Source organism: Rhodobacter sp. Har01, from assembly GCF_020564565.1.
Classification (GTDB): domain Bacteria; phylum Pseudomonadota; class Alphaproteobacteria; order Rhodobacterales; family Rhodobacteraceae; genus Pseudogemmobacter.
Genome location: NZ_JAJCTD010000001.1, coordinates 564,899 through 589,255 on the forward strand (window position 1 = coordinate 564,899; position 24,357 = coordinate 589,255).

General features: G+C 68.9%; 24 protein-coding genes and 1 tRNA gene. 13 read left to right on the forward strand and 12 right to left on the reverse strand.

The features are described 5' to 3' along the window. The first annotated feature begins 6 nt into the window (after positions 1–6). From LHP98_RS02740 to LHP98_RS02750, 3 genes are read left to right on the forward strand one after another with little or no spacing between them, the layout of a single operon-like run. Positions 7–1,113, forward strand: a complete 1,107-nt coding sequence (locus LHP98_RS02740; protein ID WP_227250954.1) for a UDP-3-O-(3-hydroxymyristoyl)glucosamine N-acyltransferase — start codon at positions 7–9, stop codon at positions 1,111–1,113. Then, the gene (locus LHP98_RS02745; protein ID WP_227250955.1) at positions 1,106–1,369 is read left to right on the forward strand and encodes an acyl carrier protein; all 264 of its coding nucleotides are present in this window, start codon (positions 1,106–1,108) and stop codon (positions 1,367–1,369) included. The genes LHP98_RS02740 and LHP98_RS02745 overlap by 8 nt, the downstream gene beginning before the upstream one ends. After that, positions 1,366–2,562, forward strand: coding sequence for a beta-ketoacyl-[acyl-carrier-protein] synthase family protein (locus LHP98_RS02750; protein ID WP_227250956.1), 1,197 nt, complete (start codon positions 1,366–1,368; stop codon positions 2,560–2,562). Before LHP98_RS02745 ends, LHP98_RS02750 begins: the two co-directional genes overlap by 4 nt. Positions 2,563–2,566: 4 nt before the next feature. Here the strand turns inward: LHP98_RS02750 and LHP98_RS02755 are convergent, their stop codons facing one another. Then, a complete protein-coding gene (locus LHP98_RS02755) occupies positions 2,567–3,310 on the reverse strand; it encodes an invasion associated locus B family protein (protein WP_227250957.1) in 744 nt (247 codons plus the stop codon). 430 nt (positions 3,311–3,740) lie between these two features. Here LHP98_RS02755 and LHP98_RS02760 point away from each other — a divergent pair, with 430 nt between their 5' ends. Continuing rightward, positions 3,741–5,303, forward strand: coding sequence for a helicase HerA-like domain-containing protein (locus LHP98_RS02760; protein WP_227250958.1), 1,563 nt, complete (start codon positions 3,741–3,743; stop codon positions 5,301–5,303). Between the two features lie 64 nt (positions 5,304–5,367). Here LHP98_RS02760 and LHP98_RS02765 read toward each other — a convergent pair whose 3' ends face one another. The 4 genes from LHP98_RS02765 to LHP98_RS19445 are packed head-to-tail and all read right to left on the reverse strand — an operon-like array spanning position 5,368 to position 9,342. Next, positions 5,368–6,657 carry an HlyC/CorC family transporter gene (locus LHP98_RS02765; protein ID WP_227250959.1) on the reverse strand — a complete coding sequence of 430 codons (1,290 nt, stop codon included), beginning with the start codon at positions 6,655–6,657 and terminating at the stop codon, positions 5,368–5,370. Between the two features lie 33 nt (positions 6,658–6,690). Then, entirely contained in the window at positions 6,691–7,641 is a 951-nt protein-coding gene (locus LHP98_RS02770) for a site-specific tyrosine recombinase XerD (RefSeq protein WP_227250960.1), read from the reverse strand. A gap of 5 nt (positions 7,642–7,646) precedes the next feature. After that, on the reverse strand, positions 7,647–9,218 hold the full coding sequence (locus LHP98_RS02775) for a hypothetical protein (RefSeq protein ID WP_227250961.1): 1,572 nt from the start codon (positions 9,216–9,218) through the stop codon (positions 7,647–7,649). After that, positions 9,208–9,342, reverse strand: coding sequence for a hypothetical protein (locus LHP98_RS19445; RefSeq protein WP_264473548.1), 135 nt, complete (start codon positions 9,340–9,342; stop codon positions 9,208–9,210). Before LHP98_RS19445 ends, LHP98_RS02775 begins: the two co-directional genes overlap by 11 nt. 184 nt (positions 9,343–9,526) lie before the next feature. On the opposite strand from LHP98_RS19445, the gene LHP98_RS02780 reads away from it, so the two are divergent. The 3 genes from LHP98_RS02780 to LHP98_RS02790 all read left to right on the forward strand — a co-directional run bounded on the left by LHP98_RS02780 (position 9,527) and on the right by LHP98_RS02790 (position 12,103). Continuing rightward, a complete protein-coding gene (locus LHP98_RS02780; protein ID WP_227250962.1) occupies positions 9,527–10,075 on the forward strand; it encodes a shikimate kinase in 549 nt (182 codons plus the stop codon). Next, positions 10,072–11,175 (forward strand): 3-dehydroquinate synthase, encoded by a 1,104-nt coding sequence (gene aroB, locus LHP98_RS02785; RefSeq protein ID WP_227250963.1) that lies wholly within the window; start codon positions 10,072–10,074, stop codon positions 11,173–11,175. The genes LHP98_RS02780 and aroB overlap by 4 nt, the downstream gene beginning before the upstream one ends. A 322-nt stretch (positions 11,176–11,497) precedes the next feature. Continuing rightward, positions 11,498–12,103: a VPLPA-CTERM sorting domain-containing protein gene (locus LHP98_RS02790; protein ID WP_227250964.1), complete on the forward strand. Its 606-nt coding sequence runs from the start codon at positions 11,498–11,500 to the stop codon at positions 12,101–12,103. Between the two features lie 378 nt (positions 12,104–12,481). On the opposite strand, the gene LHP98_RS02795 is transcribed toward LHP98_RS02790, so the two are convergent. Further along, positions 12,482–12,556 (reverse strand) — tRNA-Gln (locus LHP98_RS02795). Between the two features lie 82 nt (positions 12,557–12,638). Here LHP98_RS02795 and LHP98_RS02800 point away from each other — a divergent pair. After that, positions 12,639–13,814 carry an NAD(P)/FAD-dependent oxidoreductase gene (locus LHP98_RS02800; protein WP_227250965.1) on the forward strand — a complete coding sequence of 392 codons (1,176 nt, stop codon included), beginning with the start codon at positions 12,639–12,641 and terminating at the stop codon, positions 13,812–13,814. A gap of 446 nt (positions 13,815–14,260) precedes the next feature. On the opposite strand, the gene LHP98_RS02805 is transcribed toward LHP98_RS02800, so the two are convergent. The 5 genes from LHP98_RS02805 to LHP98_RS02825 form a co-directional block, all read right to left on the reverse strand. Beyond that, entirely contained in the window at positions 14,261–14,788 is a 528-nt protein-coding gene (locus LHP98_RS02805; RefSeq protein WP_227250966.1) for a hypothetical protein, read from the reverse strand. A 163-nt stretch (positions 14,789–14,951) separates the two neighbouring features. Continuing rightward, positions 14,952–15,782: a 3-deoxy-8-phosphooctulonate synthase gene (gene kdsA, locus LHP98_RS02810; protein WP_227250967.1), complete on the reverse strand. Its 831-nt coding sequence runs from the start codon at positions 15,780–15,782 to the stop codon at positions 14,952–14,954. 10 nt (positions 15,783–15,792) lie between these two features. Further along, positions 15,793–17,640 (reverse strand): capsule biosynthesis protein, encoded by a 1,848-nt coding sequence (locus LHP98_RS02815; protein ID WP_227250968.1) that lies wholly within the window; start codon positions 17,638–17,640, stop codon positions 15,793–15,795. Continuing rightward, positions 17,627–18,277 carry an ABC transporter ATP-binding protein gene (locus LHP98_RS02820; RefSeq protein WP_227250969.1) on the reverse strand — a complete coding sequence of 217 codons (651 nt, stop codon included), beginning with the start codon at positions 18,275–18,277 and terminating at the stop codon, positions 17,627–17,629. Before LHP98_RS02820 ends, LHP98_RS02815 begins: the two co-directional genes overlap by 14 nt. Before the next feature lie 267 nt (positions 18,278–18,544). Further along, positions 18,545–19,756 (reverse strand): Na+/H+ antiporter NhaA, encoded by a 1,212-nt coding sequence (locus LHP98_RS02825; protein ID WP_227250970.1) that lies wholly within the window; start codon positions 19,754–19,756, stop codon positions 18,545–18,547. Between the two features lie 211 nt (positions 19,757–19,967). Here LHP98_RS02825 and LHP98_RS02830 point away from each other — a divergent pair, with 211 nt between their 5' ends. From LHP98_RS02830 to rpsI, 4 genes are all read left to right on the forward strand, one after another. After that, positions 19,968–20,555: a uracil-DNA glycosylase family protein gene (locus tag LHP98_RS02830; protein WP_227250971.1), complete on the forward strand. Its 588-nt coding sequence runs from the start codon at positions 19,968–19,970 to the stop codon at positions 20,553–20,555. A gap of 5 nt (positions 20,556–20,560) precedes the next feature. Further along, a complete protein-coding gene (locus LHP98_RS02835; protein WP_227251538.1) occupies positions 20,561–21,343 on the forward strand; it encodes an SseB family protein in 783 nt (260 codons plus the stop codon). Between the two features lie 223 nt (positions 21,344–21,566). After that, positions 21,567–22,031, forward strand: coding sequence for a 50S ribosomal protein L13 (gene rplM, locus LHP98_RS02840; protein ID WP_227250972.1), 465 nt, complete (start codon positions 21,567–21,569; stop codon positions 22,029–22,031). A gap of 3 nt (positions 22,032–22,034) precedes the next feature. Then, entirely contained in the window at positions 22,035–22,520 is a 486-nt protein-coding gene (gene rpsI / locus LHP98_RS02845) for a 30S ribosomal protein S9 (RefSeq protein WP_227250973.1), read from the forward strand. 128 nt (positions 22,521–22,648) lie between these two features. Here the strand turns inward: rpsI and LHP98_RS02850 are convergent, their stop codons facing one another. Next, entirely contained in the window at positions 22,649–22,861 is a 213-nt protein-coding gene (locus LHP98_RS02850; RefSeq protein WP_227250974.1) for a DUF1127 domain-containing protein, read from the reverse strand. Positions 22,862–22,927: 66 nt separating this feature from the next. Between LHP98_RS02850 and LHP98_RS02855 the strand changes: the two genes are divergently transcribed. Next, positions 22,928–24,352, forward strand: coding sequence for a PLP-dependent aminotransferase family protein (locus LHP98_RS02855; RefSeq protein ID WP_227250975.1), 1,425 nt, complete (start codon positions 22,928–22,930; stop codon positions 24,350–24,352). The last annotated feature ends 5 nt before the right edge of the window (positions 24,353–24,357 follow it).

Here is a 24,357-nt window from a genome sequence, read left to right on the forward strand (position 1 = left end):
GGGCCGATGCCGCACACCATCCGTCAGATCGCCGATGCGCTTGGCGCCCAGGCCGAGGGGGCGCTGGATCTGGTGGTGACCGGTGCGGCCGAGCCGCAGGCGGCGGCTCCGGACCAGTTGGCGCTGGCGATGGACCCGCGCTATGGCGATGGCATCGGCAAGGGCCGGGCACAGGCGGCGGTGGTCTGGCCGGGTGCCGACTGGCGGGCGATGGGCCTGAAGGCGGCGATCTTCGCCCCGCGTGGCCGGCTGGCGATGGCCGGGCTGACGCGATTGCTGGACCCGGGGCCAGACCTTGCGCCGGGCCTTCACGCCCTGGCGGTGGTCCATCCCTCGGCCCAGGTCGGCGAGGGCGCGGCGATCGGGCCTTTCGTGGTGATCGGGCGGGGCGCGGTGATCGGCCCGCGGGCGCGGATCGCCAGCCATGTCTCGATTGCCGAGGGCGCCCGGATCGGCGCCGATGCGCTGATCCTGCAGGGCGTCCGGATCGGCGCGCGGGTCAGCATCGGCGACCGCTTCATCTGCCAGCCCGGGGCGGTGATCGGCGCCGACGGGTTCAGCTTCGTGACGCCGGAGAAGTCCGGCGTCGAGGAGATCCGCGAAACCCTGGGCTCGCGTGCCGAAATCAAGGATCAGAGCTGGACGCGCATTCATTCGCTGGGCGCGGTCAGCATCGGCGACGATGTCGAGATCGGCGCCAATGTCTGCATCGACCGCGGCACCATCCGCGATACCGTGATTGGCGCCGGGACCAAGTTGGATAACCTGGTCCACATCGGCCACAACGTGCAGGTGGGCCGCGACTGCCTACTCTGCGGCCAGGTCGGCATCGCCGGCAGCGCCCGGATCGGCGACCGGGTGGTGATGGGCGGGCAATGCGGCGTCAACGACAACATCTTTGTCGGAGACGACGTGATCTGCGGGGGTGCTACCAAGATCTTCACCAACGCGCCGGCGGGCCGGGTGCTGCTGGGCTATCCGGCGGTGAAGATGGAGACCCATGTCGAGATGCAGAAGGCGCTGCGCCGGCTGCCGAGGCTGGCCGGGCGGGTCGCCGATCTGGAAAAGGCGATGGCGCCGCCGCCGACCGACCGGGGGACCGGCGATGTCTGAGGTTCGTGCGAAGGTGATCGACATCCTGGCGACGCAGGCGCTGTTGGACCCCTCCGAGGTGACCGACGAGGCCACGGTGGACAGCCTGGGCCTGGACAGCCTGGGTCTGGTCGAGGCGGTCTTCGCCATCGAAGAGGCGTTCGACGTGCATGTGCCGTTCAACCCCAGCGAACCGGGTGCAAGCAGCTTTGACATCTCGTCGGTTGCCAGCATCGTGGCGGCGGTCGAAGGCCTGGTTGCCGGAAAGGCGGCATGAGGCGGGTGGTCATCACCGGCGCGGGCAGCGTCAATGCTCTGGCCAGCGACGTGCCCGGCACCTGGGCCGCGATGACCGCGGGGCAGTCCGGCATCGGTGCGCTGGCGTTCCGCGATGTCGAGCGGCTGGCGATCCGCATTGGCGCACAGGTCAAGGGCTGGGACGAGACCGCCCGGTTCAGCCGCGGCGAGATCGCGCTTTATGACCGCTTCACCCAGTTCGCGGTGGTGGCGGCGGCCGAAGCCCTGGCCATGGCGGGGGGCGAGGCCGGGCAGGGCGCGGGCGTCATCATCGGCAGCGCGGCGGGCGGGATATCCACCTGGGAGGACAGCTATCGCGCGGTGTTTGCCGAGGGCAGGAACCGGGTGCCGCCGCTGGTGGTGCCGCGGCTGATGGGCAATGCGGCGGCCAGCCATGTGGCGATGCGGCACGGGCTGACCGGGCCGGCGTTTGCGGTCAGTTCGGCCTGCGCCAGTTCCAACCATGCGCTGGGGCTGGCCTTCCGCATGGTGCGCGACGGCCAGGCGCCGGCGATGCTGGCCGGCGGCGCCGAGGCGATGCTGTGTTTCGGCGGGGTGAAGGCCTGGGAATCGCTGCGGGTGATGTCACCCGACGGTTGCCGGCCGTTCGATGCGCGCCGCAACGGCATGGTGATGGGCGAGGGGGCCGCGGTCTTCGTGCTGGAGGACGCTGCGCGTGCGGCGGCGCGGGGGGCGGTGGCCTTGGCCGAGGTCGCCGGCTTCGGCATGACGGCCGATGCGGGTGACATCGTGGTGCCCTCGGCCACTGGCGCGGCGGCGGCGATGCGCGCGGCCCTGGCCGAGGCACAGATGGACCCGGCCGAGGTGGGTTACGTCAACGCCCATGGCACCGGCACCCAGGTCAACGACCGCACCGAAGTGGCGGCGATCCGGGCGGCGTTCGGGGCGGCGGCCGAGGGGCTGATGGTCAGTTCGACCAAGGCGATGCATGGCCATGCCATCGGCGCGACGGGGGCGATCGAATTGCTGGCAGCGATTCTGGCGTTGAAGGACGGGATCGTGCCGCCGACCGTGGGGCTGGATCAGCCCGACCCCGGTTGCGACCTTGACCATGTCCCGAACGAGGCGCGCCGCGCCCCTGTGGGCGCGGCGCTGTCGAATGCCTTTGCCTTTGGCGGCCTGAACGCCGTTCTGGCGCTGCGGGCGGTCTGACGGACTAGTTGCCGCCGTCGGCCGGTTTCGCCGCCGCGGCCGCATCGGCGGCCTTGTTGGCGGCACCGACCGCATCCATGCCGGCGGTGAAGCCCTTGAGCGAGACTTCGAGCACCACCTTCTGATCCGGCGCCACGAACGGCACGATGACCGCGGTTGCCTTGGCGCCCTTCTTCAGCATGTCCACCTCTTCGGTGGTAAAGCCGATGCGGGCGACGCAGCCGATCTGGGCGCAGAAGGTGAAGGGATAGGCGCGCGGCTTGTTGCCATCGACCTCGATCCGCAGCCCTTCGGTGAGCAGGGTTTCCAAGGGCGCGATGAAGGTGGCGCCGGCAACGGCAGGGCCTTCGCTGCCTTCGGGCAGGGTGAAGACCGAGAATTCGGCGACCGAGTTGCCGTCCTGGTCCTTGAGCAGCTGGTACAGCTGGCAGGGATCGGCCGAAAGGTCGGTCTTGACGCAGCGCTGGTCCCAGGAATCGAAGCTGGCTGCGGTGTAGGTGTCGCCGACCTTGGGCGTGCCACCGACTTCGACCCCGAGGGTCAGGTCGTCGGCCTTGGCGGCATCGGCCGGTGCTGCGTCGCCCGTCATCCCCTCGGCGGGTGCAGTGGTGTCCTGGGCGGCCAGCGGCAGCGGCGCCGCGGCCAGCGCCAGAAGCAGGGCGAGGCGGGAAATCGGGGGTCTTGGCATGGAATGCTGGTCCTTCGGTTCGGGCGCGATGGCCGCGCAGGCCGGGTGTCGGCCCGGCATCGGGCGCGTCCTTAGCACGCGGTCCGCGCCATGTCAGTTGAGAAAAGCGCGAGCGGCGGCGGCTTGCCGCAAGATCGGAGCGCAAGAATGGACAAAGGGCCGGAAGTCCGGCCCTTTGAGGACGCCTGAGGCGTGGTGTTCTTTGCTCCCTGTCGGACTGGCCGACTTCATGGCCGGAACGCTAAGGCGGTTTTCCGGCTCCGTCAACGGGATTCTTCAGCTGTGGACCGGGGGAACCCGGGGGAAAAGATGTGAAAAAACCGCGCCTTTCGGGAAGGCGCGGCCAGTTCAACAGGGAGGAAGTCACAGCCGGAAAGGCAGGAGACGCGCCCTCGGCACGATCCAGACTGGCACCGAACGGTTAAGAATGTATGGTGGCTGCGCGCGCCCGCTTGCCGGGCAGGCGGGTCTTGGCGTCGGGAGGTGACAGGTGTCGGACGAGGCGATTTTCGTGGGCGGAGGCGGCGAGGGCTATGGCTTGCCCCAGACCTTGCTGTTGAAATACGGCAACCGGCACGGGCTGATCGCCGGCGCCACCGGCACCGGCAAGACGGTGACGCTGCAGGTGCTGGCCGAGGGCTTTTCGGCCGCCGGCGTGCCGGTCTTTCTGTCGGACGTGAAGGGGGATCTGTCGGGCCTGTGCCAGGCCGGGTCGGACACCCACAAGCTGCACGAGGCCTTTGCCAAGCGCGCCGCGACCATCGGCTGGACCATCGCCTACCGCGCCTTTCCGGTGACGTTCTGGGATCTGTTCGGCGAAAAGGGCCACCCGATCCGCACCACGGTGGCCGAGATGGGCCCCTTGCTGCTGAGCCGTCTGCTGGAACTGTCCGAGCCGCAGGAGGGTGTGCTGAACGTCGCCTTCCGGCTGGCCGACGAAGAGGGCCTGCCGCTTCTGGACCTGAAGGACCTGCAGGCGCTGCTGACCTTCGTGGCCGAGAACGCCGATGCGATGTCGGCCCGCTACGGGCTGGTGTCGAAGGAATCGGTCGGCGCCATCCAGCGCCGCCTTCTGGTGCTGGAGAACGAGGGCGGCGCCAAATTGTTCGGTGAGCCGGCGCTGGACCTGGCCGACCTGATGCTGACCGATGCGAACGGCAACGGCCGGGTGTCGATCCTGGCCTCGGACCGGCTGATGAACAGCCCGCGGCTTTACGCGACCTTCCTGCTGTGGCTGCTGTCGGAACTGTTCGAGGCCCTGCCCGAGGTGGGCGACCCCGACAAGCCCAAGCTGGTGTTCTTCTTCGACGAGGCGCACCTGCTGTTCGACGACGCGCCCAAGGCACTGGTGGCGAAGGTCGAGCAGGTGGCGCGACTGATCCGGTCCAAGGGGGTGGGGGTCTATTTCATCACCCAGAACCCCGCCGACGTGCCGGAGAACATCCTGGGCCAGTTGGGCAACCGGGTGCAGCACGCGCTGCGCGCCTTTACCGCCAAGGACCAGAAGGACCTGCGCATGGCGGCGCAGAACTACCGGCAGAACCCGCGGTTCCTGATCGAGGACGCGATCCGCGATGTCGGCACCGGCGAGGCGGTGACCTCGTTCCTGGAACTGAAGGGCATCCCCGGCGTGGCCGAGCGCACCTTGGTGCGGCCGCCGTCCAGCCGGCTGGGGCCCTGCGACGAGGGGGTGCGGGCGCAGGTGCTGGCCGGCTCTCCGGTGGCGGGCAAGTACGACCAGGCGGTCGACCGCGACAGCGCCTATGAGATGCTGGCGCGAAAGGCCAAGGAAAAGGCGCGCGCGGCGGCAGCGGATGAAGCGGCGGCGCAGCGCGACGGCGGCGGTGGCGGGCTGACGCTGGACCTGGAAGAGTTCAACCGCGGCCGGCGCTTTGACGGCGGCCCGACCGAGGCGCGGACGAAGCGGACCACCTCCAGCCGGTCGGATTCGATCACCGAGACCTTCGCCAAGAGCTTTGCCCGCCAGCTGGGCACCAAGGGCGGCCAGGCGATCGTGCGCGGGGTGCTGGGCACCCTGTTCGGCCGGCGTTGAGGCACCGGAATTCGAAGTCGAATTCCGGCCACGATTTCCGGTTTCGGAAATCGGTTCCCCGGCGTCACAGCGGGCGCAGCTTCAGCCGGGTCAGGCGGTTTTCGCGCCGCGCCATCACCTCGAAGCGGAAACCGTGGAAGGCAAACACCTGGCCCTCGGTGGGAATCATCTGGGCCTCGTGGATGACCAGGCCGGCCAGGGTGTTCGCCTCGTTGTCGGGCAATGCCCAGTCCATGGCGCGGTTCAGGTCGCGGATGGTCATCGCACCATCGACCACCCAGGCGCCGTCCTCGGTGGCCGTGAGGTGGCCCTCTTTTGCCACCACGTCGAATTCGTCGGTGATCTCGCCGACGATCTCTTCCAGGATGTCTTCCAGCGTGATCAGCCCCTGCAGCCCGCCGTATTCGTCGACCACCAGGGCAAAATGCGTGCGCCGCTTGAGGAATTCGCGCATCTGTTCGTCCAGCGCGGTGGTCTCGGGGATGAAGTAGGGCTTCATCGCGACCTTGGCGATGTCCAGCGCGGCAAGGCCCTCGGTCGGGCTGTCCGGGCCGCGGATCAGGCGGTCGACCTCGCGCAGCAGGTCCTTGACATGCACCACGCCCAGGATGTTGTCGTCCGAGCCGCGGAACACCGGCAACCGGGTGTGGGCCGAGGCCAGCACCTGCGACAGGATCGCCTCGGGCGGGTTGTCGGCGTCGATCATCTCGATCTGCCGGCGGTGGCGCATGATCTCGTCCACCGTGCGTTCGCCCAGGTCAAGGGCGCCAAGCAGGCGGTTGCGGCTTTCCCTGGCGACGGCACCGGCGGTATGGCCCAGGGCGATGGCGCCGGCGATTTCCTCGCGCAGGGCCAGCATGTTGCCTTCGGGGTTTGCCCTGACCCCCATCAGCCACAACAGGCTGCGCACCAGGATGCGAACCAGTGCCACGATGGGCGAGAACAGCAGGATCAGCACCCGGATCGGCGGGGCGACCCGGGTCGCAACCGGCTCGGGGAAGGTGATGGCCAGCGTCTTCGGCAGCACCTCGCCGAAGATCAGCACCAGTGCCGTCATCCCCATCGTCGCCAGCGCCACCCCGGAATCGCCGAACAGCCGCGTCATCAGGGCAGTGGCCAGCGAGGCGGACAGGATGTTCACCACGTTGTTGCCCAGCAGCAGGGCACCGATCATCCGTTCGCGGTCCTCGGTGATCCGCAGGGCGGTTCTTGCCCCGCGCGATCCCTTGTCGGCCTGCGCCGTCAGCTTGGCCCGGGATGCGGCGGTCAGCGCCGTTTCGGACCCCGAAAAGAAGGCCGAGGCGACCAGCAGCGCCAGCACGGCAAGAACAGTGATCCAGAAGGCGGTATCCATGGCAATCCCAGGGCGCGCGGCGATGGCCCGATGTTATGCCCGCGACCGGCGCGGTTTCGCAAGCGGGTGGCGGGTCAGCACCAGGTCCTTGAGGTGGTCGTCCAGGACATGAGTGTAGATTTCGGTGGTGGCCACGTCGGCATGGCCCAGCAAGGTCTGGATCACCCGCAGATCGGCGCCGCCGGCCAGCAGGTGGGTGGCGAAGGCGTGCCGCAGCACATGCGGCGTGACCGTGCCGGGCGACAGACCCGCCCGCACGGCCACCGCCTTGAGCAGGGCAAAGAAATTCTGCCGGGTCAGGTGGCCCTCGGCGCCCGGGCCGGGGAACAGGTGTTTCGGCACCGGCTTGCCGGCCTTGCGGGCCGCGTCCGCCTCGGCGTCCAGATGCACCAGCCAGGCCGCGACGGCGGCGCGGGCGGGGCCCGAGACGGGCACCATCCGCTCCTTGCCGCCCTTGCCGCGCACCAGGATCATCCGCGGCCCCCCGCGCACCGCCGCCTGCGGCAGCGACACCAGTTCGCTGACCCGCAGGCCGGTGGCGTAGAGAAGCTCGACCAGGGCGGTGTTGCGCAGCCGCTCGGCCGCAGTCCGGCCATGGTCGCGGGCGGCGTCCAGCAGGCGGGCGACCTCGTCCTGGGTCAGGGTCTGCGGCAGGCCTTGCGCCTTGCCGGGGCCGCTGATGCGCAGCGCCGGGTTGTCGGCGCGCCAGCCTTCGTCGAAGGCAAAGCGGTAAAGCTGGCGGATGGCCGACAGCCGGCGGGCGCGGGTGGCCTTGGCCAGGCCCTGTGCATCGCAGGCCACCAGATAGGATTCGACCGCCGTCCGCTCCAGGCTCGCCAGGTCATGGCCGTGCCGGGCGCACCAGTCGACAAAGTCCTTGAGGTCGCGGCCATAGGCCAGGCGGGTGTTGCGCGCCGCATCCTGTTCGGCGGCGATGGCGTCCAGGAAGGTCGAGATCCACTGCGACGGGGCGGCCGGAGCCATGCGTGTCAGCCCCGCCGTTCCAGAATCATCAGTTCCAGTGCGGTGCGTCGTGCCACGCCGTCCAGGCCGACGCTGCGCAGAAGCGACAGGCCATGGGTCACGCCGCTCAGGTCGCCCTCGACGCCGCGGGCGATTTCCTCGATGGCCAGCAGGATGGCCTCGCCCAGCCGGTCTTCTTCGATCAGCGCCCGGGTCTCCGGGGAAATCTCGGGTGCAAGGAAGGCCGGGACGATGGCACGGCCGATGCTGTCGGGCGCGGCAACGCCGTCCAACTGACCCAGCGCAAGGGCCGCAAGGAAGGATTCGGTCGCATCGCTGGCGATGCGATCCTTGGCCGCGGTCGCTGCCGACGGCGACAGCAGCGCCACGCGGAACGCCATGGAAGCCGCCTCGCCAGTCAGCGAAAGCCCGGCCAGGTCGCGGCCGTAGAGCAGCGCGAAGGGCACTTCCAGTTCGGCCTCCTGCATCTGCGACCAGACCGGTGGCAGGGTCTGGGTCACCCGCTGCGGGTCCCCCGACTGCATCGCGGCGTCGAAGTCCTGAAAGGCGGCGACGCGGTCCCAGACTCCGCCCGAGGCGGCCGGATCGCGGTCGGTATAGAGCCCGAGGATCACGTTCGGCGCGATGGTCCCGGCGCGGGTCAGCCGCTCGGCCGCCTCGATCTGCCCCTTCCAGCCCGCCGCGGGGCCGGTCTCGGCATAGGCGAAGGCGACCGGCAGCGAGGCGGTGGGCAGCGATTCCCCGATCGCTTCATAGATTTTCCAATCCAGCGGCGTGACCGGATTGGGCGGTGGCGGCATCAGTTCGCCGTCGAAGAGATCGGGTTCCAGGAACCGCGCCAGCAGTTCGGATTCGGCCGAGTTCACCTGACCCAGCGCCGCCGCCGTCTGCAGCGTCAGCGCCGCCACCTCCCACTGGCCGGCCCGCGCCAGGCAGAACACCCGGGCTTGCAGCGTGGGTGCAAGGCCGGGGTTGGCCTGCATGGTGTCGCAGGCGCGGTCCTCATTGCCGGTCAGAAGCGCCACGTCGAAGGCGCGGCGGAACAGCTCCGGGGTCTCGATGCCGGCAATGTCGATCAGCGCCGCCGCCTGTTCCAGCGCACCGATTTGCAGCAGCTTGTCGACGCGCGCCAGCAAGAGCCGGCCCTGGGCTTCGGAATCCGCCGGGGCCGCGGTCTCGGCCAGCAGGATGGTCAGGAACAGCTGGCGCAGCGCCGGCAGGCTGTCCATCCGGTCGCGGATGATCGCCTGTGCGACTTCGTCGGTGCGCCCCGCGCCCCAAAGATCATGCGGCAGGCCCGAGACCGCCGGCGCGATCAGCCCCACCGCATCGGGCGAGGGACCGTCAAGCGGCGTCGTCGCCACCGCGGCCGGCAGCGCGCTGGCATCGGTCACCGGCGGCTCGTCCGGTCGCGCCACCACCGCCGGCGTGCCCGAGGGCAGCACCGTGGCTGCGGGTGTTGCCACCGATTGCGACAGCCAGTCGATGGCCGACAACGGATCGCCGCCCGCCGCCAGCGCGGCCGGGGCGTTCAGACCCAGGGCCAGGCACAGGCCGAGGCGCAGCTCAGTCCGCATCCAGCACCACGGGTTTCTTGACCTCTTGCTGGTCGGGCGAAAGGTCGCCGAGATAGGCGAAGCCGGTGAGCCCGACGAATCCGATGATCGCGAGCAGCACCAGCGCCTTGAAGATTCGCCCCATGCTTGCCTGTCCTTGTTCTGCCTGGTCTGCCTCTGCGCCCGGCTCCGATCCGTTGACCGAACCCTGTGGCCCGGGCGCATGCGGTGATTGTATATGGCTTTCCGCGCAAGATCACGGCATTGAGGCAGGGAATGCGACGGATCGGCAAGGCCGCGCCGGACCGATCACGACATGGTGAAAGGCAATGCTGCGACTGAAGAAGACCGTGGTGATGGTCGGCATGATGGGCGCGGGCAAGACCGCCGTGGGCACTGCGGTCGCCAGGGCGCTGAAGGTGCCCTTCCTTGATTCGGACGAAGAGATCGTCAAGGCCGCCAGCCGCAGCATCGCCGAGATCTTCCAGCGTGACGGCGAGGCGTTCTTTCGCGACCGCGAATTCGAGGTGATCGGCCGCCTGCTGCGCGGCGCACCTTGCGTTCTGTCCACCGGCGGAGGCGCCTTCCTGTCAGAGCGCAACCGCAGCCAGATCAACGCCGCCGGCGTCTCGGTCTGGTTGCGTGCCGACCTTGATCTGTTGTGGCAGCGGGTGCGCCACAAGACCACCCGGCCGCTGTTGCGCACCGCGAACCCGCGCGAGACCCTGCGCGCGCTGCATGAGGCGCGGCTGCCGGCCTATGCGCTGGCCGACCTTGCCGTCGACGCTTCGCCCGACTACTCGATCGAGCAGATGGCGGGCCGCGTGATCGAGGCGCTTCAGGCCCGGCCCGATGTGCTGGAAGAGGGTGACGCATGAACGTGGTTCCGGTGAACCTGGGGGACCGCTCTTACGAGGTGCGGATCGGCGCCGGACTGCTCGACCGGGCCGGGGCCGAGATCGCGCCGCTGCTGCGCCGCAGGCGGGTGGCCGTGGTGACGGACGAGACCGTGGCCGGGCTGCACCTGGACCGGCTGACCGCGGCCTTTCAGGCCGAGGGGATTGCCGTGTCGGCGCTGGCGCTGCCGCCGGGCGAAGCCACCAAGGGCTGGCCGCAATTCAGCCGCTGCGTCGAGTGGCTGCTGGACGCCAAGGTCGAGCGGCGCGACGTTGTGGTGGCCTTCGGTGGCGGCGTGATCGGCGACCTGGTGGGCTTTGCGGCGGCGGTGCTGCGGCGCGGGGTGCGCTTCGTGCAACTGCCCACCACGCTGCTGGCCCAGGTCGATTCCAGCGTTGGCGGCAAGACCGGGATCAACACCGCCCAGGGCAAGAATCTGGTCGGTGCGTTTCATCAGCCCAGCCTTGTGCTGGCCGACATCGGCATCCTGGACACTCTGCCGGCGCGCGATTTCCTGGCCGGCTACGGCGAGGTGGTGAAATACGGCCTGCTGGGCGATGCGGCCTTTTTCGACTGGCTTGAGGCGGCGGGTCCCGCGCTGGCCGCCGGAGATGCCGCGGCGCGGCTGCGCGCGGTGACGCGCAGCGTCGAGATGAAGGCCGGCATCGTCAGCCGTGACGAGACCGAAGAGGGTGAGCGCGCGCTCTTGAACCTGGGCCACACCTTCTGCCACGCCTTGGAAAAGGCCACCGGCTATTCCGACCGCCTGCTGCATGGCGAGGGCGTGGCGATCGGCTGCGCCCTGGCTTTCGAGTTGAGTCAGCGCCTGGGCCTGTGCAGCCAGGAAGTGCCCAGCCGGGTTCGGGCGCATCTGCGCGGGATGGGGATGAAGGTCGATCTGCGCGACATCCCCGGTGACTTGCCGCCGGCCGAGGCGCTGCTGGCGCTGATGGGGCAGGACAAGAAGGTGATCGACGGCCGCCTGCGCTTTGTCCTGGCGCGGGGCATCGGCCAGGCCTTCGTGGCCGAGGATGTGCCGCCCGAGGCGGTGCTGTCCGTGCTGCGCGACGCGCAGCGCTGACGCCGCGCTTTCGGGCTGTGTCGGTCATTCTGCCCGGTGCGGGCTTCCGTGGCCGACGGGTGCCGTCGCGGGTGGCTCGCACAGGTCGCCGCTGCGGAAGGAAAAGCGTTACCGATGAAGGGCTTGGGACAAGCCGACCCAGGCGCCAGTCTGGGTCCGGCAAGGGCAATCGCCCTATGCGTGTAACTTCGGCAGATCGTGACTTTTTCGTGGCAGGAATCATGCCGATCGCCTACAGTGCCTGTGGCGGTTTTCCGCCGACAGTGCCGACCACGCAGGTCGGTATGGTGTGGTTTGGCCAAAGAACATTGGAGTGGGTCTCATGGGCCTCTTATCGCAACTCAAGACCTGCGCCGCCGCGGCCGCAGTTCTTGCGACAACCTCGGTGGCGGCAATTGCGGCAACGTTCAGCGGTTCCTTCGCGCTGAGCGGCGACGCTTTCAGCGATCCCGGTCTCGAGGTTTCCGCCAGCCCGATGTCGGGCAGCGGCAGCTTCGATCTGGACGTCGGTGAAAGCCTCACCTTCGATCTGTTCGACATCTGGACCAACGAGGAATCGGTGAATTGGGACGACATGGTCCCGAACTCGATCAACGTGGCCTTCACCATGACCCAGCCGGTGGCTTCTGGCACCGCGACGGGAACGACGGTCGGCCAGGGCTTCGTCTGGCAGTGGGGTTCGGTGAACTGGGGCGCGCCGCTGCAGATCGCTTTCGGCAACGGTGGTCTTCTGCAGATCGCGCTCAGCGACGAGACCTTCAACCTGGGCTGGTTCGGTCTGAACGAGGGCCCGAAGAAGGGCGCCACCGTCCAGGCGACGGCGACCTACGTCAGCGCCCCGGCGCCGGTTCCGCTGCCCGCGGGTGGCCTGCTGCTGCTGGGCGCCATGGGTGCCTTTGCGGTCGTGCGTCGGCGCAAGTCGGTCTGATCCGGCCGCCGCCAAATTGGCTCAAGCTTGGAAGGCGCCCCCCGGGGCGCCTTTCTCATTGCGCGGCGCCGGTCTGGACAGTCGGATGCGGACGGTCATGATGATTTCGGCAGTCCGCCACGAAACCATCTTCGAAAGGCCACATCGGCCAGGCAATCAGGGACCAGAGTCGGATGGGATTTGACACGAATGCCATCGGACTCGGTTCCCCGCCGTTCGGCGGACATTTTTCGCAGGCCGTTTTGATTGCGGTGCGGGCGAGGCCCTTGGCCTCGCCCCCATTCCGCTGCACCGGTTCTCAGACCGGGCCGAGGCGATTGCCAGGGCGGAACGCCCGGTGCACACCGTCGACAGGCGATGCTTTCGTGATCAAGGGATTGGCTGGGGCGCTAGGATTCGAACCTAGGTATGTCGGTACCAAAAACCGATGCCTTACCACTTGGCGACGCCCCAACCGTGCCGGGGTGTTTAGCGAAGCGACCTGCGGCCCGCAAGGGGGGAGGGCGCGAAATTTCGGCGGCTGTCCGGGGGTGTCGTGGACTGGGATGTGATCGTTCTGGGCGCCGGGGCCGCAGGGCTTTTTGCCGCCATCGAGGCGGGGCGGCGGGGCCGGCGGGTGCTGGTGGTAGACCATGCCGCCAAGGCCGGCGAGAAGATCCGCATTTCGGGCGGGGGGAGGTGCAACTTCACCAACCTCGGCATCGCGGCCGACCGCTTCCTGGGCCGCAACCCGCGTTTCGCGCTTTCGGCGCTGAAGCGGTTCACCGCCCGGGACTTCATTGCCCGCCTGGAAGGCGCCGGGATCGCCTGGCACGAAAAGACCCTTGGACAGCTGTTTTGCGACGGCGCGGCGACGCAGGTGGTGGACTGGCTGTTGCGCGACCTGGCGGCGGCCGGCGGGGTGTTGTGGACGGGCTGCGCGTTGGGCGCGGTGACGGCGGCCGGCCCGGGCTTTGCGGTCGAGACCGCCCGCGGGGTGCAGCAGACCGCCGCGGTCATCGTGGCGACAGGGGGAAAGTCGATCCCCAAGATGGGGGCGACGGGCTTCGGCTACCGGGTGGCAGAGAGCTTCGGGCTGGCGGTGACCGAGACCCGCCCGGCGCTGGTGCCGCTGACCTTTGCCGAGCAGGACCTGGCCTGGATGCGGCCGCTGGCGGGCGTGGCGGTGCAGGGCCGGGTGTCCTGCGGCAAGACCGGATTCAATGAGGCGGTGCTGTTCACCCACCGGGGCCTCAGCGGCCCGGCGGTTCTGCAGCTGTCGTCCTACTGGCGCGAGGGGCAGGAGATCGCGCTGGACCTTTGCCCCGGGCTGGACGCGGCGGCCGCGCTGCGGGCGGCAAAGGCCCGCGCCGGAAAGGGCCATCTGGCGGGCGCGCTGGCCCGGCTGGTGCCCGAACGGGTGGCGCGGCACCTGGCCGAGGGCGCCGGCGTGACGGGGCCGCTGGCCGAGGTGCCGGGGGCGGTTCTCGACCGGCTGGCGGCAGGGCTGCACGACTGGCGGCTCAAGCCGGTCGGGACCGAGGGCTACCGCACCGCCGAGGTGACCCTGGGCGGGGTCGATACCGACGGGCTGGACGCCCGCACGATGCAGGCCAAGGCGGTGGCGGGGCTGTATTTCGTGGGCGAGGTGGTGGACATCACCGGCTGGCTGGGCGGCTACAATTTCCAGTGGGCCTGGTCCAGCGGCTGGGCGGCGGGGCAGGTGGCGTGAGGGCGCCCCGGGATGGGAGAGGGGCGACCGCAAGGGATTCAAGGGATTGGCTCCCGGGCCGGGGCTGAAGACAGCTGGAAACACGGCACAGGAGACCATCGCCGTCCGATCCTTCCCGTGGCCCGGCCGGGCGGAACGGGAAACGCATGCGTTACCCCGCCCGTTGCACGAGAGTGCGGCTGTGCTGGCGGTGCCGGGCGCGACAGAGGACAGCGCCCGGCCCGGCGGGCGAGAAGCGCCCGCCTGGGGGCGGGGCGGGCGCTGGCCGAGGGCTTTGGGCCCTCGGCTGGGGCAGGGGATGCGGGGCGCTGTGGCGGCGACGATGGTCGCCGCTCCCCAGACGACGGTCGGCCTTGAGCCCAATCTGACGCGTTCTTCTTCTCAGAGAATGCCCGGTTCCGAATTCCGAGACATCGGCACCGTTGCGTCGGAAACCCGCAAACTCGTCAATGATTCGGAACGGGAGATATCTCGTCGACAATCCTAAGGGCCAATCCTGTCATGGCTTTCCCCCAACGGGTTGCACGTTCCATCACTTGGATCGGGATTGAGTCAACGATCAATTCGTCCTCCCCGTGCTTTTCAAATGCTGCGAACATGATGAAGTCTTGATCCCGACGGCTGATCCCCAGGCACTTTGAATGGGCGATGCGATTCCGGGGAAACGAATGACGCTCGTAAGCCTTCTTATGCTTCCGGATCTGTCTAGCAGCGCTCTCTCCTCTAGGATGTGCCCGAACTGCCTTGAAAAGTTGCTGCAGCTTATCAGACCCGGGGAGTCTTCCGAATTTTTCTGCTCCTTCCGCCATGGGAACTCCTGACGCTGCCGATAGCAACATTCCCAGCGCGCCGTCTAATTCACCCCAAGCCAACACAAGATCGAGCATCGCATCTCGGTGGCGTTGCTCAAGCTCCCGCAGAATGTCTTGCTCCCGGGGAAAGCCATCGCCGCGCATGGCGTTGGTGATGCCCATCCGATTTGCTCCGAAATCAACAAACCTGTTTCAGCATCTCACAGGTTCCTTGGTTCTCAAAGGCTTCGGACGCTCAGTTTCAAAGTTGCCGTTTGGCTCGTTTCCACGAACGTCCGCTCCGTCCCGCAAAGCGCACATCGCCGGCTACCGGCCTGCTCCCCGCTCACACGTGCAGCGGGTCGGCCTTGGCGAGGCGGTCGAAGGCCATCAGGCTGGCGACCAGGGCCGGCATCTGTGAGAGGGGCACCATGTTGGGGCCGTCGGAGGGGGCGGTGTCGGGGGCCTCGTGGGTTTCGATGAAGACGCCGGCGATGCCGAGCGACACCGCGCAGCGGGCCATCACCGGGGCGAATTCGCGCTGGCCGCCGCTGCTGCCGCCCATGCCGCCCGGCTGCTGCACCGAATGAGTGGCGTCCATGATCACCGGCCAGCCGGTGCGGGCCATGATCGGCAGTGCTCGCATGTCGGCCACAAGGGTGTTGTAGCCGAAGCTGACCCCCCGTTCTGTCAGCAGGATGCGGTCGTTGCCGGTCGAGGCCACCTTGTCGGCCACGTTGGCCATGTCCCAGGGGGCCAGGAACTGGCCCTTCTTGATGTTCACCACGGCACCGGTCTTTCCGGCGGTGAGCAGAAGGTCGGTCTGGCGGCACAGGAAGGCGGGGATCTGGATCACGTCCACCACATGCGCCGCCTCGCGGGCCTGGGCCTCATCGTGGATGTCGGTCAGCACCGGGGTGCCGCCGGCGCGGATCGTCTCAAGCACCTTCAGCCCGGCCGCCATTCCCATTCCGCGCCGACCTGAAAGCGAGGTGCGATTGGCCTTGTCGTAGCTGGCCTTGAACACGAACTGCGCCCCGGCGGCGCGGCAGGCCTCGGCCATGGTGCCGGCGATCATCTGGGCGTGGTCCAGGCTTTCCAGCTGGCACGGCCCGGCGATCACGGTCAGCGCGTGGCGGTTTCCCACGGTCAGGCCGGCAATCCCTACGGTCTTCATCGCAACTCCTTCAGGCCGAGACCTGTTCCCGCAGGATCGCGGCGGTCATCGAGACCATGAGGTAGATGCCAAGCAGGATCAACATGGTGACCAGCGTGTTTTCGAACGCGCGCGGATAGGCCGCCTCGTCCGGCGGCACCGGGGTGACCGACAGCGACAGGTAGCGCACCTGCCGGTTGGCCTCGATGCGGGCGTTTTCCATGGCTTGCAGCGACTGGGCCAGCACCATCTGGCGGGTCTCGACATCGGCCTGGGCGACCAGCAGCTCGCCCTGGATGCGGGCCAGCGATTCGTCGCCCACCTGCCCCTGGGTCAGCTTGCCGCGCAGCAGGGCGATTTCCTCTTCCAGGGTGCTGATGCGGCGGCGGACCGGCTCGATCCGGGCCACGTTGGGGCTTTCGTTCGCCTCCATCTGCGCCAGGTTCAGCTTTTCCTGAGTGAGCAGCGTTTCAAGCTGGCTGATCTGCGTGGTCAAGAGGCCGACCTCGACGTCAGAGGACAGGACCTTGTATTTCTCCTGCAACTCGACGACGTGCTCTTGCGAGGCGATGACGGCGGCCTCGGCCTCCTTGTAGCTTTCGCGCGCGCCTTTCATCGAGTCTTCGCGCAGGCGCTGGGTCAGCTGGTCAACCTGCTCTTCGGCATAGGCGATCAGCTGCCTTGACCAGTCCGCCGACAGCTGCGGGTCGGCGGCCATGACCTCCATCTTCACCAGGCCTTCGGTCGGGTCATAGGAGATCAGGACATATTTGCGATAGAGCTTGTAGGCCTGTTCCAGCGAGGCATCGGCCGGCAGCCGGGTGATCGGGTCGATTTCGCTGCCCTGAAAATGCACCCGGAAGCCATGGTCGGCTTCCAGCCGCTGCATCGCCTCGCGGCTTTGCAGGTAGCCCTGGACGGCGATCGAATCCTGCGACGTGGCCAGCCCGGTGCCGGACAGAAGCCCGCCCAGTCCGGCAGACTGCGGCGGATCGGCCTGCTGGATGACGAATTCCGAACGGGTGGAATAGAGCGGCGTCGCGATCTTGGCAAAATACCAGCCGGCCAGAATCGTCGGCAGCAGGACGAAGATGAACATGCGAGCGGCCAGCAGGCTGAGCTTGCGGCGGCGGCGGCGCGCGATGTCCTGCTGCATCTTCAGGATTTCGGCCGCGTGGTTCACCTCGGCCCGCTGTTCGGGGGTCGGAACCCGGATCGGCTTGACCGTCTCGGGCAGGCGGACGCCATCGCCGGGCAGCGGCGTCAGCGCGCGACCGGGGGAGGGAAGCGCGGCATCCGGTCGGGGCCCCGACGGGGATCCTGGCGCGGACGCGGGACTGGAGGCAGCGTCGGACGCGGTGTCGGGGGCGGCTTCGGGCGACACCAGTTCCAGCATCGAGCCGCGTTGGAACGGGTCGACCCCGGCGTCGCGCAGCAGCCGCACGGCATCGAAATCCGATATGGCCTGCAGGTTGTGACGTTGCGCCAACCGGCGCGCGGTGCGCAGTTGGCGCCCCGTGAGGCCTTCGCGCCGGATCGCCGCCAGGATCGCTTCAACCGATGCGTCGGGGCGGGCAGGGGGAGAGGCGGAGGGAGAGGCGGGGGCAGGAGCAGGAGCAGGAGCAGGAGCAGCGGCGGCCGTCGCCGGGTTCGCCGTCGCGGCGGCCGCGGCGGCCCGGTCGGCGGCGGCCGAGCCGGGGAAGGCCTGGTCGCCAAAGCCATCGTCCTGGGTGTCGAACGGCATCGCGTCGGCGGCGGCCGCTGCCGCGGCGGCGGCGCGGGGCGTCGCGGCTTGCGCAGCCGGGCGTGGCGCGGCTTCGGCCCGGGCCTCGGGGTTCTGGCGATGGATGTTGAACCGGGCCACCTTAAGCATAGTCATACAGCCGCTTCGCCTCTTCCAGAGTGTCGAACATGTAGAGCCGGCCGTGCTTGAGCACGGCCGCCTGACGGCAGAACTTCTCAAGCGTCTGGGCCGAATGCGAGACGATGACGACGGTGGCATTCTTCAGCCGCTCGCGCAGGATGTCGCCGGCCTTGCGGTTGAACTCGACGTCCACCGTCGAGGGCATGCCTTCGTCGATCAGGTAGATGTCGAATTCCAGCGCCAGCATCAGTGCGAAGGTGAAGCGTGCCCGCATTCCCGAAGAATAGGTCGAAAGCGGCATCTCGAAATACTCGCCCAGGTTGCAGACCCAGCGGCAGAAGCTCTCGACGTAGTCGGCGTCAAGGGCATAGAGGCGGGCGATGTAGCGGCAGTTCTCATGCGCCGAATGCCGGGTCGAGACCCCGCCCATGAAGCCGAGAGGGAAGGACACCCGGCAGCTGCGGGTGATCTTGCCTTCGTCCGGCTTCTCAAGCCCGGCCATCATATTGATCAGCGTGGTCTTGCCGGTGCCGTTCTGCGCCAGGATGCCCAGCGAACGGCCCATCTCGACCCGGAACGAGGCCTGGTCAAGGATGACCTTGCGCTGCGTGCCGGTCCAGAACGACTTGGAGACGTTGTCGAACTCGATCATCCCGCGGTTCCGCGCCGGTTCGAACCGGTCGCGCCTTGCCTCTGTGCCTTGCCCTGCCTCGACGTTGACTTGCGGAACGGGCATTCCCCAAGGTGCCGGATCTTTGTGCCGGATCTTCGTGAACGTCCGGTTCATGCCCGTCCGCACCGCGCCGAAGTCAGGTTCGCCGGCCATTGCGGCACCATTATGGTGGCAAACCGGGCCGGCTGACAATGGGGGGTGGCGGATCGGCGCCGGTTCGGGGGGGCGGCGGAAGCCCGGGCGCGGTCACGCCCGCAGGCTGCGCGACAGCACCAGGGCAAGCGGCCCGGCCAGCAGGCTGAAGGCCAGGCCCATCCGGGCGGCTTCCTGCATCAGGCCGCCGGGCAGGCTGGCGTCGATGGCGATGGCCGGGACGGTGAAGCCGCAGCCAAGGATCACGGTGATCACCGCCAGGTCCGCCAGCCGCACGCCGGGCGGCAGCCGCAGGCCGAACGCCAGCGCCAGCGCAAGCGCCCCTGCGACCATGCCCAGCGGGCGGCCGATCCAGAGGCTGGCAAGCGTGACCAGCGTCGTCGGCGAAAAGGCCAGAAGGTCGACCCCGCCGCGGACCAGGCCGAACAGGAACAGCACCACCGCGACGGGGCGCACCAAGAGATGCGCCAGCCGGTTCAACGGATCGTGCAGGAAGGTCTCGGCTTCGGCGAACAGGCCGAAGCTGCGGTCGGCATGGGCGATGGCGGGGATCACCGGCAACAGGCCCAGCGTGGCCGGCAGGCCCGAGGCGGCGACGCCGAACCAGCTGAGCGCACCGGCCAGCGTATAGGGCCAGAGGGCCAGTCCGGCCCGGCGGCGGCGTTCGGAGGCGCCGGGGGGCGGGCGGCGGCCATACAATGCCCAGACGCCGACCGAGGCCACCGCAGGCAGGGCAAGCCACATCAGGCGCAAGGACAGGTTGGGGTTCGACAGCCCGAGGATCAGCAGCGCCAGGATGTCGGTCGCGATGGCCAGCAGCAGCAGCAGATGCAGCGCCGGGTGGCCGGCGCCGAAGGCCAGGCGACCGAACAGATAGGCCAGCACCACGTCGGTGCCGAGCGGCACCTGCCAGCCGGTGGCAAAGCCGGCTTCCTCGGCGGTCTCGATCAGGGCGGCCAGCACGACCCAGGCGATCAGTGCCCCGGCCATGCCGGCGCCGACAAGGCCCATCGGCATCAGCGCCCGGTCCTGCGAAAGCGCGCCGCGTTCGAGGATCAACGCTTCCCACAGCTCTTTGCCGATGAAGAAGAAGAACAGCGCCATGAGGATGTCGGTGACGACAAGGAAAGGGGTGAGCGTCACGGTGCCGGGCCACATCCAGGCGGGCAGGTCGATCTCGACCAGGTGCGATTCGATGAAGTCGTAGTAGGTTTCCGGCGACAGGTTCACCCAAAGCGTTGCAAGACCCGCGCCGCAAAGCAGCGCAAAGGCGAAATGCCGGACGAAGGGCGAGATTCGATACATGACGGGAGTGTGCGTTGCCAGTCTTCCGGGTAGACCCTGCCAGGCGGAGCCGCAAGGCAAGGACGCGGCATGACAGCGGGTTGTGGCCGGACTGCACCGGACCGGGTGCCGTGCCGATTTCCGCAGCCGGAAATCGGTGCGGATTTTCGTCGAAAATCCGGGGCCCGGGCGGCAGCGTGACGAAGCGGTGGCAAGCGGATAGTCTGGCCGCATGGGACTGGTCGAGGACATCCGCGCCTGCCGACTCTGTGCGCCCCGGTTTGCGACCTCGGCCACGGGGCATGCGCCGCGCCCTGTGGTCTGGTTCGCGCCCGGCGCGCGGCTGTTGATCGCGGGGCAGGCGCCGGGGGCGCGGGTGCAGGCCTCTGGGCGGCCCTTCACCGATCCGTCCGGCGACCGGCTGCGGGCCTGGACGGGGCTGTCGCCGGAGGCCTTCTATGACCGCGACCGGGTGGCCATCGTGCCGATGGCCTTCTGCTTTCCGGGCCATGACGCGCGGGGTGCGGACCTGCCGCCGCCGCCGCTGTGCGCGGCCACCTGGCGGGCGCGGGTGATGACTTCGCTGCCGGGGCTGCGGTTGCGGCTGCTGGTCGGGGGCGCTGCGATCCGCTGGCATCTGGGCCTGCGCGGTGTCACTGCCGCGGTGGCGGATTGGCGCATCTGGGCGGATCAGGGGGTGTTCCCCTTGCCGCACCCGTCCTGGCGGAATACCGCATGGCTGAAGCGCAACCCCTGGTTCGAGGCCGAGCTTGTGCCGGCCCTGCGGGTGCAGGTGCGCGCGGTGATGGAGGCGGCATGACTGTGGTGACCTTGCTGGATGCGGCCCATGCCGCGGTGTCGGCCGCGCCTGACGACGAGCGGGCGCGGCTGCGCTTCTATGAACGGCTGGCGGATGGCGAGCTGTTCCTGCTGTTGGAGCGCGAAGCCGAGGCCGAGGTGCTGGACCCGAGGGTCTTTGCGCTGGACAGCGGGCCGGTGGTGCTGGTCTTTGACCGCGAAGAGCGGCTGGCCGAGTTCTCGGGCGGGGTGGTCGCACCTTATGCTGCCTTGCCGGGGCGGGTGATCGCGGGGCTGCTGAAGGGGCAGGGGATCGGGCTGGGGGTGAACCTGGGCGTCGCGCCGTCAGAGATGCTGTTGCCGCCAGAGGCGCTGGACTGGCTGGCCGATGCGCTGGCGCCGGCGCCCGAGGAGGTGGAGGCGGTGCCGGAGTCCTTTGTGGCGCCGGTGGTGCCCGAGGACTTTGTCGCGGGGCTGGACGCCAAGCTGGCCCGGGCCGGCGGGCTGGCCACGGCAGCAGTGCTGGCCGGGGTGGTCTATGCCGGCGGGCGGCAGGGGCACCTGCTGGCCTTTCTGGATGCCGTGCCGGGGTCGCAGGGCGCGCTGGCGCGGGCGGTGCAGGAGGCGCTGGTGTTTTCCGGGCTGGAGGCCGGCGAGGTGGACGTGGCCTTCCTGACCGCGGGCGAGCCGGCGGCAGAGGCGCTGGCGGCGGTGGGCCTGCGGTTCGACCTGCCGGTGCCCGAGGCGACCGAGCCGGTGGCGCCGAAGCCGCCCGGGATGGACCCGGCGCGCCCGCCGAAGCTGCGCTGAGGCCGGGCGGGCCGCGGGGGGGCAGCCGGGGCCTCCGGCGGGAGTATTTGGCAAAGGGCAAGCGGGCAGGGTTGGGGTATCATGATACCGCATCTTCAAGGGTATTGATTTTGCTTGGTATTTTGTTTCGGGGTGCGCTTGACGGGGGGGCGGGCTTCGGCGATAAGCCCGCATCCGAATTCGCGGGGGGGACTTCCCCGCCCCAACGTTCATGGGACCACCGATGAAAACCTATACCGCAACGCCTGCGGAGATCGAGAAGAAGTGGATCCTGATCGACGCCGAGGGCGTCGTTCTGGGCCGCCTTGCCACGATCGTCGCCAATATCCTGCGCGGCAAGAACAAGCCGACCTTCACGCCGCACATGGACATGGGCGACAACGTGATCGTCATCAACGCCGACAAGGTGCAGATGACCGGCAACAAGCGCAACGACAAGGTCTATTTCTGGCACACCGGCCACCCGGGCGGGATCAAGAGCCGCACCGCCAAGGCCATCCTGGAAGGCGCGCATCCCGAGCGCGTGGTCGAGAAGGCCGTCGAGCGGATGATCACCCGCAACCGCCTTGGCCGCCAGCAGATGACCAACCTGCGCGTCTATGCCGGCGCCACCCATCCTCATGAAGCCCAAGCTCCCACCGTCCTGGACGTGAAGGCGCTGAACCCGAAGAACACCCGGAGCGCGTAAACCATGGCCGACATCAAGTCTCTCGACGATCTGAAGGCCGCCGTCGCCGCCCCGGCCGAAGCTGCCGCCGCCGCCGCCCCGCGGGCGCCGGTCCGCGACAAGCTGGGCCGCAGCTATGCCACCGGCAAGCGCAAGGACGCGGTCGCCCGCGTCTGGGTCAAGCCCGGCTCGGGCAAGGTCACCGTCAACGGCAAGGACATGGCGGCGTATTTCGCCCGTCCGGTGCTGCAGATGATCCTCAAGCAGCCGTTCACCGTGGCCAATGTGGAAGGCCAGTTCGACGTGATGGCCACCGTCACCGGCGGCGGCCTGTCGGGCCAGGCGGGTGCGGTCAAGCACGGCATTTCGAAGGCGCTGCAGATCTATGAGCCCAGCCTTCGTGGCGCCCTCAAGGCGGCCGGCTTCCTGACCCGCGACAGCCGCGTGGTCGAGCGCAAGAAGTACGGCAAGCCGAAGGCCCGCCGCAGCTTCCAGTTCTCGAAGCGCTGATCAGTTCGGATTCCAGTGCGAAGGCCCGCCCCCGTTGCGGGCCTTTTGCTTTGGCGCCGGAACGAAAAAAAGGGCCGGTTTCCCGGCCCTTAGTCGCTCAGGGGAGCGGTGCGGGGGGCCTCGGGACGTCAGTCCACCCAGGGCGCCTTGCCGCATTCGGAAGCGCGGACCGTATCGGTCAGGCCGATGTCGCGCAGAAGATGAGCATCCAGATGCGACAGCGCCCGGCGGGTGCGGCGGCGGTCGTCCATCCGGGCCAAGGTCAACCCCAGACCGACCAACAGGCGCGCGACCGGCGGCAGGGCAGGAAGGGCGATGGTCTTGCTTGCGGTGCGGGACATGGCGCACCTCCTTTGTGTTGATACAATGCGGCGTGTCTGATAGGAACATTGTAACAAAGCCCGCAAATGAGTCGCCAGAGTTACATTGTGCCGGATACAATCTGGAAACCTGACCTGACCGCCTTTCCCGGCCCCAAATACCAGGGGTTGAGCCGGGCGCTGCGCGAGGCGATCCGGGGGGGAGAGCTGCCGCCCGGCACGCAACTGCCGACGGTGCGCGACCTGGCCTGGCGGCTGAGCCTGACGCCGGGCACGGTGGCGCGGGCCTATCAGCTGGCCACGCAGGAGGGGATGCTTGAGGCGACGGTCGGGCGCGGCACCTTCGTCGCCGCCGCGCGGCCGCGGCTGGGGCCGACGCAGCCGCTGTATACCGAGCGGGTCTCTGGCGGGGCGACCGGGATCGTCGACCTGCGGCCGCCACAGGTGCCCGAGGTGGGCCAGGCCGAGGCATTCCGCGCGGCCCTGCTGGCGATGGCCGAGACCACGGGGCAGGGCTGGCTGGACTATACCACCCAGCGCGCCGAAGCGCCCCTGCGCGCCGAAATCGTGCGCTGGATGGGCGACCGCATTCTTGGCCCCATCGGCCCCGAGGACGTGGCGCTGACCCACGGCGGACAGAATGCCATCGGGCTGATCCTCGATTGCTGCCTGCGCGGCGACCGCCCGGTGGTGCTGATCGAGGAACTGGCCTATCCCGGCTTCCGCTCGTCCGCCCGGGCCGCGAGGGCCGAGGTGGTGGCGGTCGAGATCGACCGCCACGGTATGGTGCCCGCGGCACTGGAGGCCGCCTGTCGCCGCCACGGCCCGCAGGTGCTGTGCCTGACGACCGAAGCGCAAAACCCAACCACCGGCCGGATGCCGATGGAACGCCGGGCCGAGATTGCCCGCATCGCCCGGGCCTTCGATCTGCAGGTGCTGGAGGACGACTGCTATTCGGTGGCCGAAAGCGACATTCCCAGCTTGCGCGCGCTGGCCCCGGAACGGGTCTGGCATGTCGGCGGCATGTCGAAGACCGTCTCGGCGGCGCTGCGGTTCGGCTTTGTCATCTGCCCCGCCGGCATGGGCGACGCCGGGCGGATGGCGGCACAGCACGGGTATTTCGCGCTGAGCCGGGCGGTCAGCGACCTGTGCCTGCATCTGTTCCAGTCCGGCGCGGCCGACAGGATTCGCGCCCGCGTCCAGGCCGAGTTCGCCCGTCGCCTGCAGGTGACGGTGAACCGCCTGGGCGCCTATGACCTGGGCTGGCAGCCCGGGGTGCCCTTCGTCTGGCTGACCTTGCCGCGAGGCTGGCGGACCTCGACCTTTGCCCGCATGGCCGAGGCCGAGGGCGTGCTGGTCCGCCCGGCCGACGAATATGCGCTGGTGGGCGGGCGGGCACCGAATGCGGTGCGGATTGCCGTCGCGGGCAACCTGCCGATGCCGGCCTACGAGGCCGCGCTGGACCGGCTGGCGCGGCTTCTGGCCAATCCGCCGGGCGATCTGTCGGTCTGACTGCG

Excerpts from the sequence above, each read along its gene's own strand:
- LHP98_RS02740 (WP_227250954.1), top strand. The coding sequence starts at position 7 with ATGCCGCACACCATCCGTCAGATCGCCGATGCGCTTGGCGCCCAGGCC.
- LHP98_RS02745 (WP_227250955.1), top strand. The coding sequence starts at position 1,106 with ATGTCTGAGGTTCGTGCGAAGGTGATCGACATCCTGGCGACGCAGGCG.
- LHP98_RS02750 (WP_227250956.1), top strand. The coding sequence starts at position 1,366 with ATGAGGCGGGTGGTCATCACCGGCGCGGGCAGCGTCAATGCTCTGGCC.
- LHP98_RS02755 (WP_227250957.1), bottom strand. The coding sequence starts at position 3,310 with ATGCCGGGCCGACACCCGGCCTGCGCGGCCATCGCGCCCGAACCGAAG.
- LHP98_RS02765 (WP_227250959.1), bottom strand. The coding sequence starts at position 6,657 with ATGGATACCGCCTTCTGGATCACTGTTCTTGCCGTGCTGGCGCTGCTG.
- LHP98_RS02770 (WP_227250960.1), bottom strand. The coding sequence starts at position 7,641 with ATGGCTCCGGCCGCCCCGTCGCAGTGGATCTCGACCTTCCTGGACGCC.
- LHP98_RS02775 (WP_227250961.1), bottom strand. The coding sequence starts at position 9,218 with ATGCGGACTGAGCTGCGCCTCGGCCTGTGCCTGGCCCTGGGTCTGAAC.
- LHP98_RS19445 (WP_264473548.1), bottom strand. The coding sequence starts at position 9,342 with ATGGGGCGAATCTTCAAGGCGCTGGTGCTGCTCGCGATCATCGGATTC.
- LHP98_RS02780 (WP_227250962.1), top strand. The coding sequence starts at position 9,527 with ATGCTGCGACTGAAGAAGACCGTGGTGATGGTCGGCATGATGGGCGCG.
- aroB (WP_227250963.1), top strand. The coding sequence starts at position 10,072 with ATGAACGTGGTTCCGGTGAACCTGGGGGACCGCTCTTACGAGGTGCGG.
- LHP98_RS02790 (WP_227250964.1), top strand. The coding sequence starts at position 11,498 with ATGGGCCTCTTATCGCAACTCAAGACCTGCGCCGCCGCGGCCGCAGTT.
- LHP98_RS02805 (WP_227250966.1), bottom strand. The coding sequence starts at position 14,788 with ATGGGCATCACCAACGCCATGCGCGGCGATGGCTTTCCCCGGGAGCAA.
- kdsA (WP_227250967.1), bottom strand. The coding sequence starts at position 15,782 with ATGAAGACCGTAGGGATTGCCGGCCTGACCGTGGGAAACCGCCACGCG.
- LHP98_RS02815 (WP_227250968.1), bottom strand. The coding sequence starts at position 17,640 with ATGACTATGCTTAAGGTGGCCCGGTTCAACATCCATCGCCAGAACCCC.
- LHP98_RS02820 (WP_227250969.1), bottom strand. The coding sequence starts at position 18,277 with ATGATCGAGTTCGACAACGTCTCCAAGTCGTTCTGGACCGGCACGCAG.
- LHP98_RS02825 (WP_227250970.1), bottom strand. The coding sequence starts at position 19,756 with ATGTATCGAATCTCGCCCTTCGTCCGGCATTTCGCCTTTGCGCTGCTT.
- LHP98_RS02830 (WP_227250971.1), top strand. The coding sequence starts at position 19,968 with ATGGGACTGGTCGAGGACATCCGCGCCTGCCGACTCTGTGCGCCCCGG.
- rplM (WP_227250972.1), top strand. The coding sequence starts at position 21,567 with ATGAAAACCTATACCGCAACGCCTGCGGAGATCGAGAAGAAGTGGATC.
- rpsI (WP_227250973.1), top strand. The coding sequence starts at position 22,035 with ATGGCCGACATCAAGTCTCTCGACGATCTGAAGGCCGCCGTCGCCGCC.
- LHP98_RS02850 (WP_227250974.1), bottom strand. The coding sequence starts at position 22,861 with ATGTCCCGCACCGCAAGCAAGACCATCGCCCTTCCTGCCCTGCCGCCG.
- LHP98_RS02855 (WP_227250975.1), top strand. The coding sequence starts at position 22,928 with ATGAGTCGCCAGAGTTACATTGTGCCGGATACAATCTGGAAACCTGAC.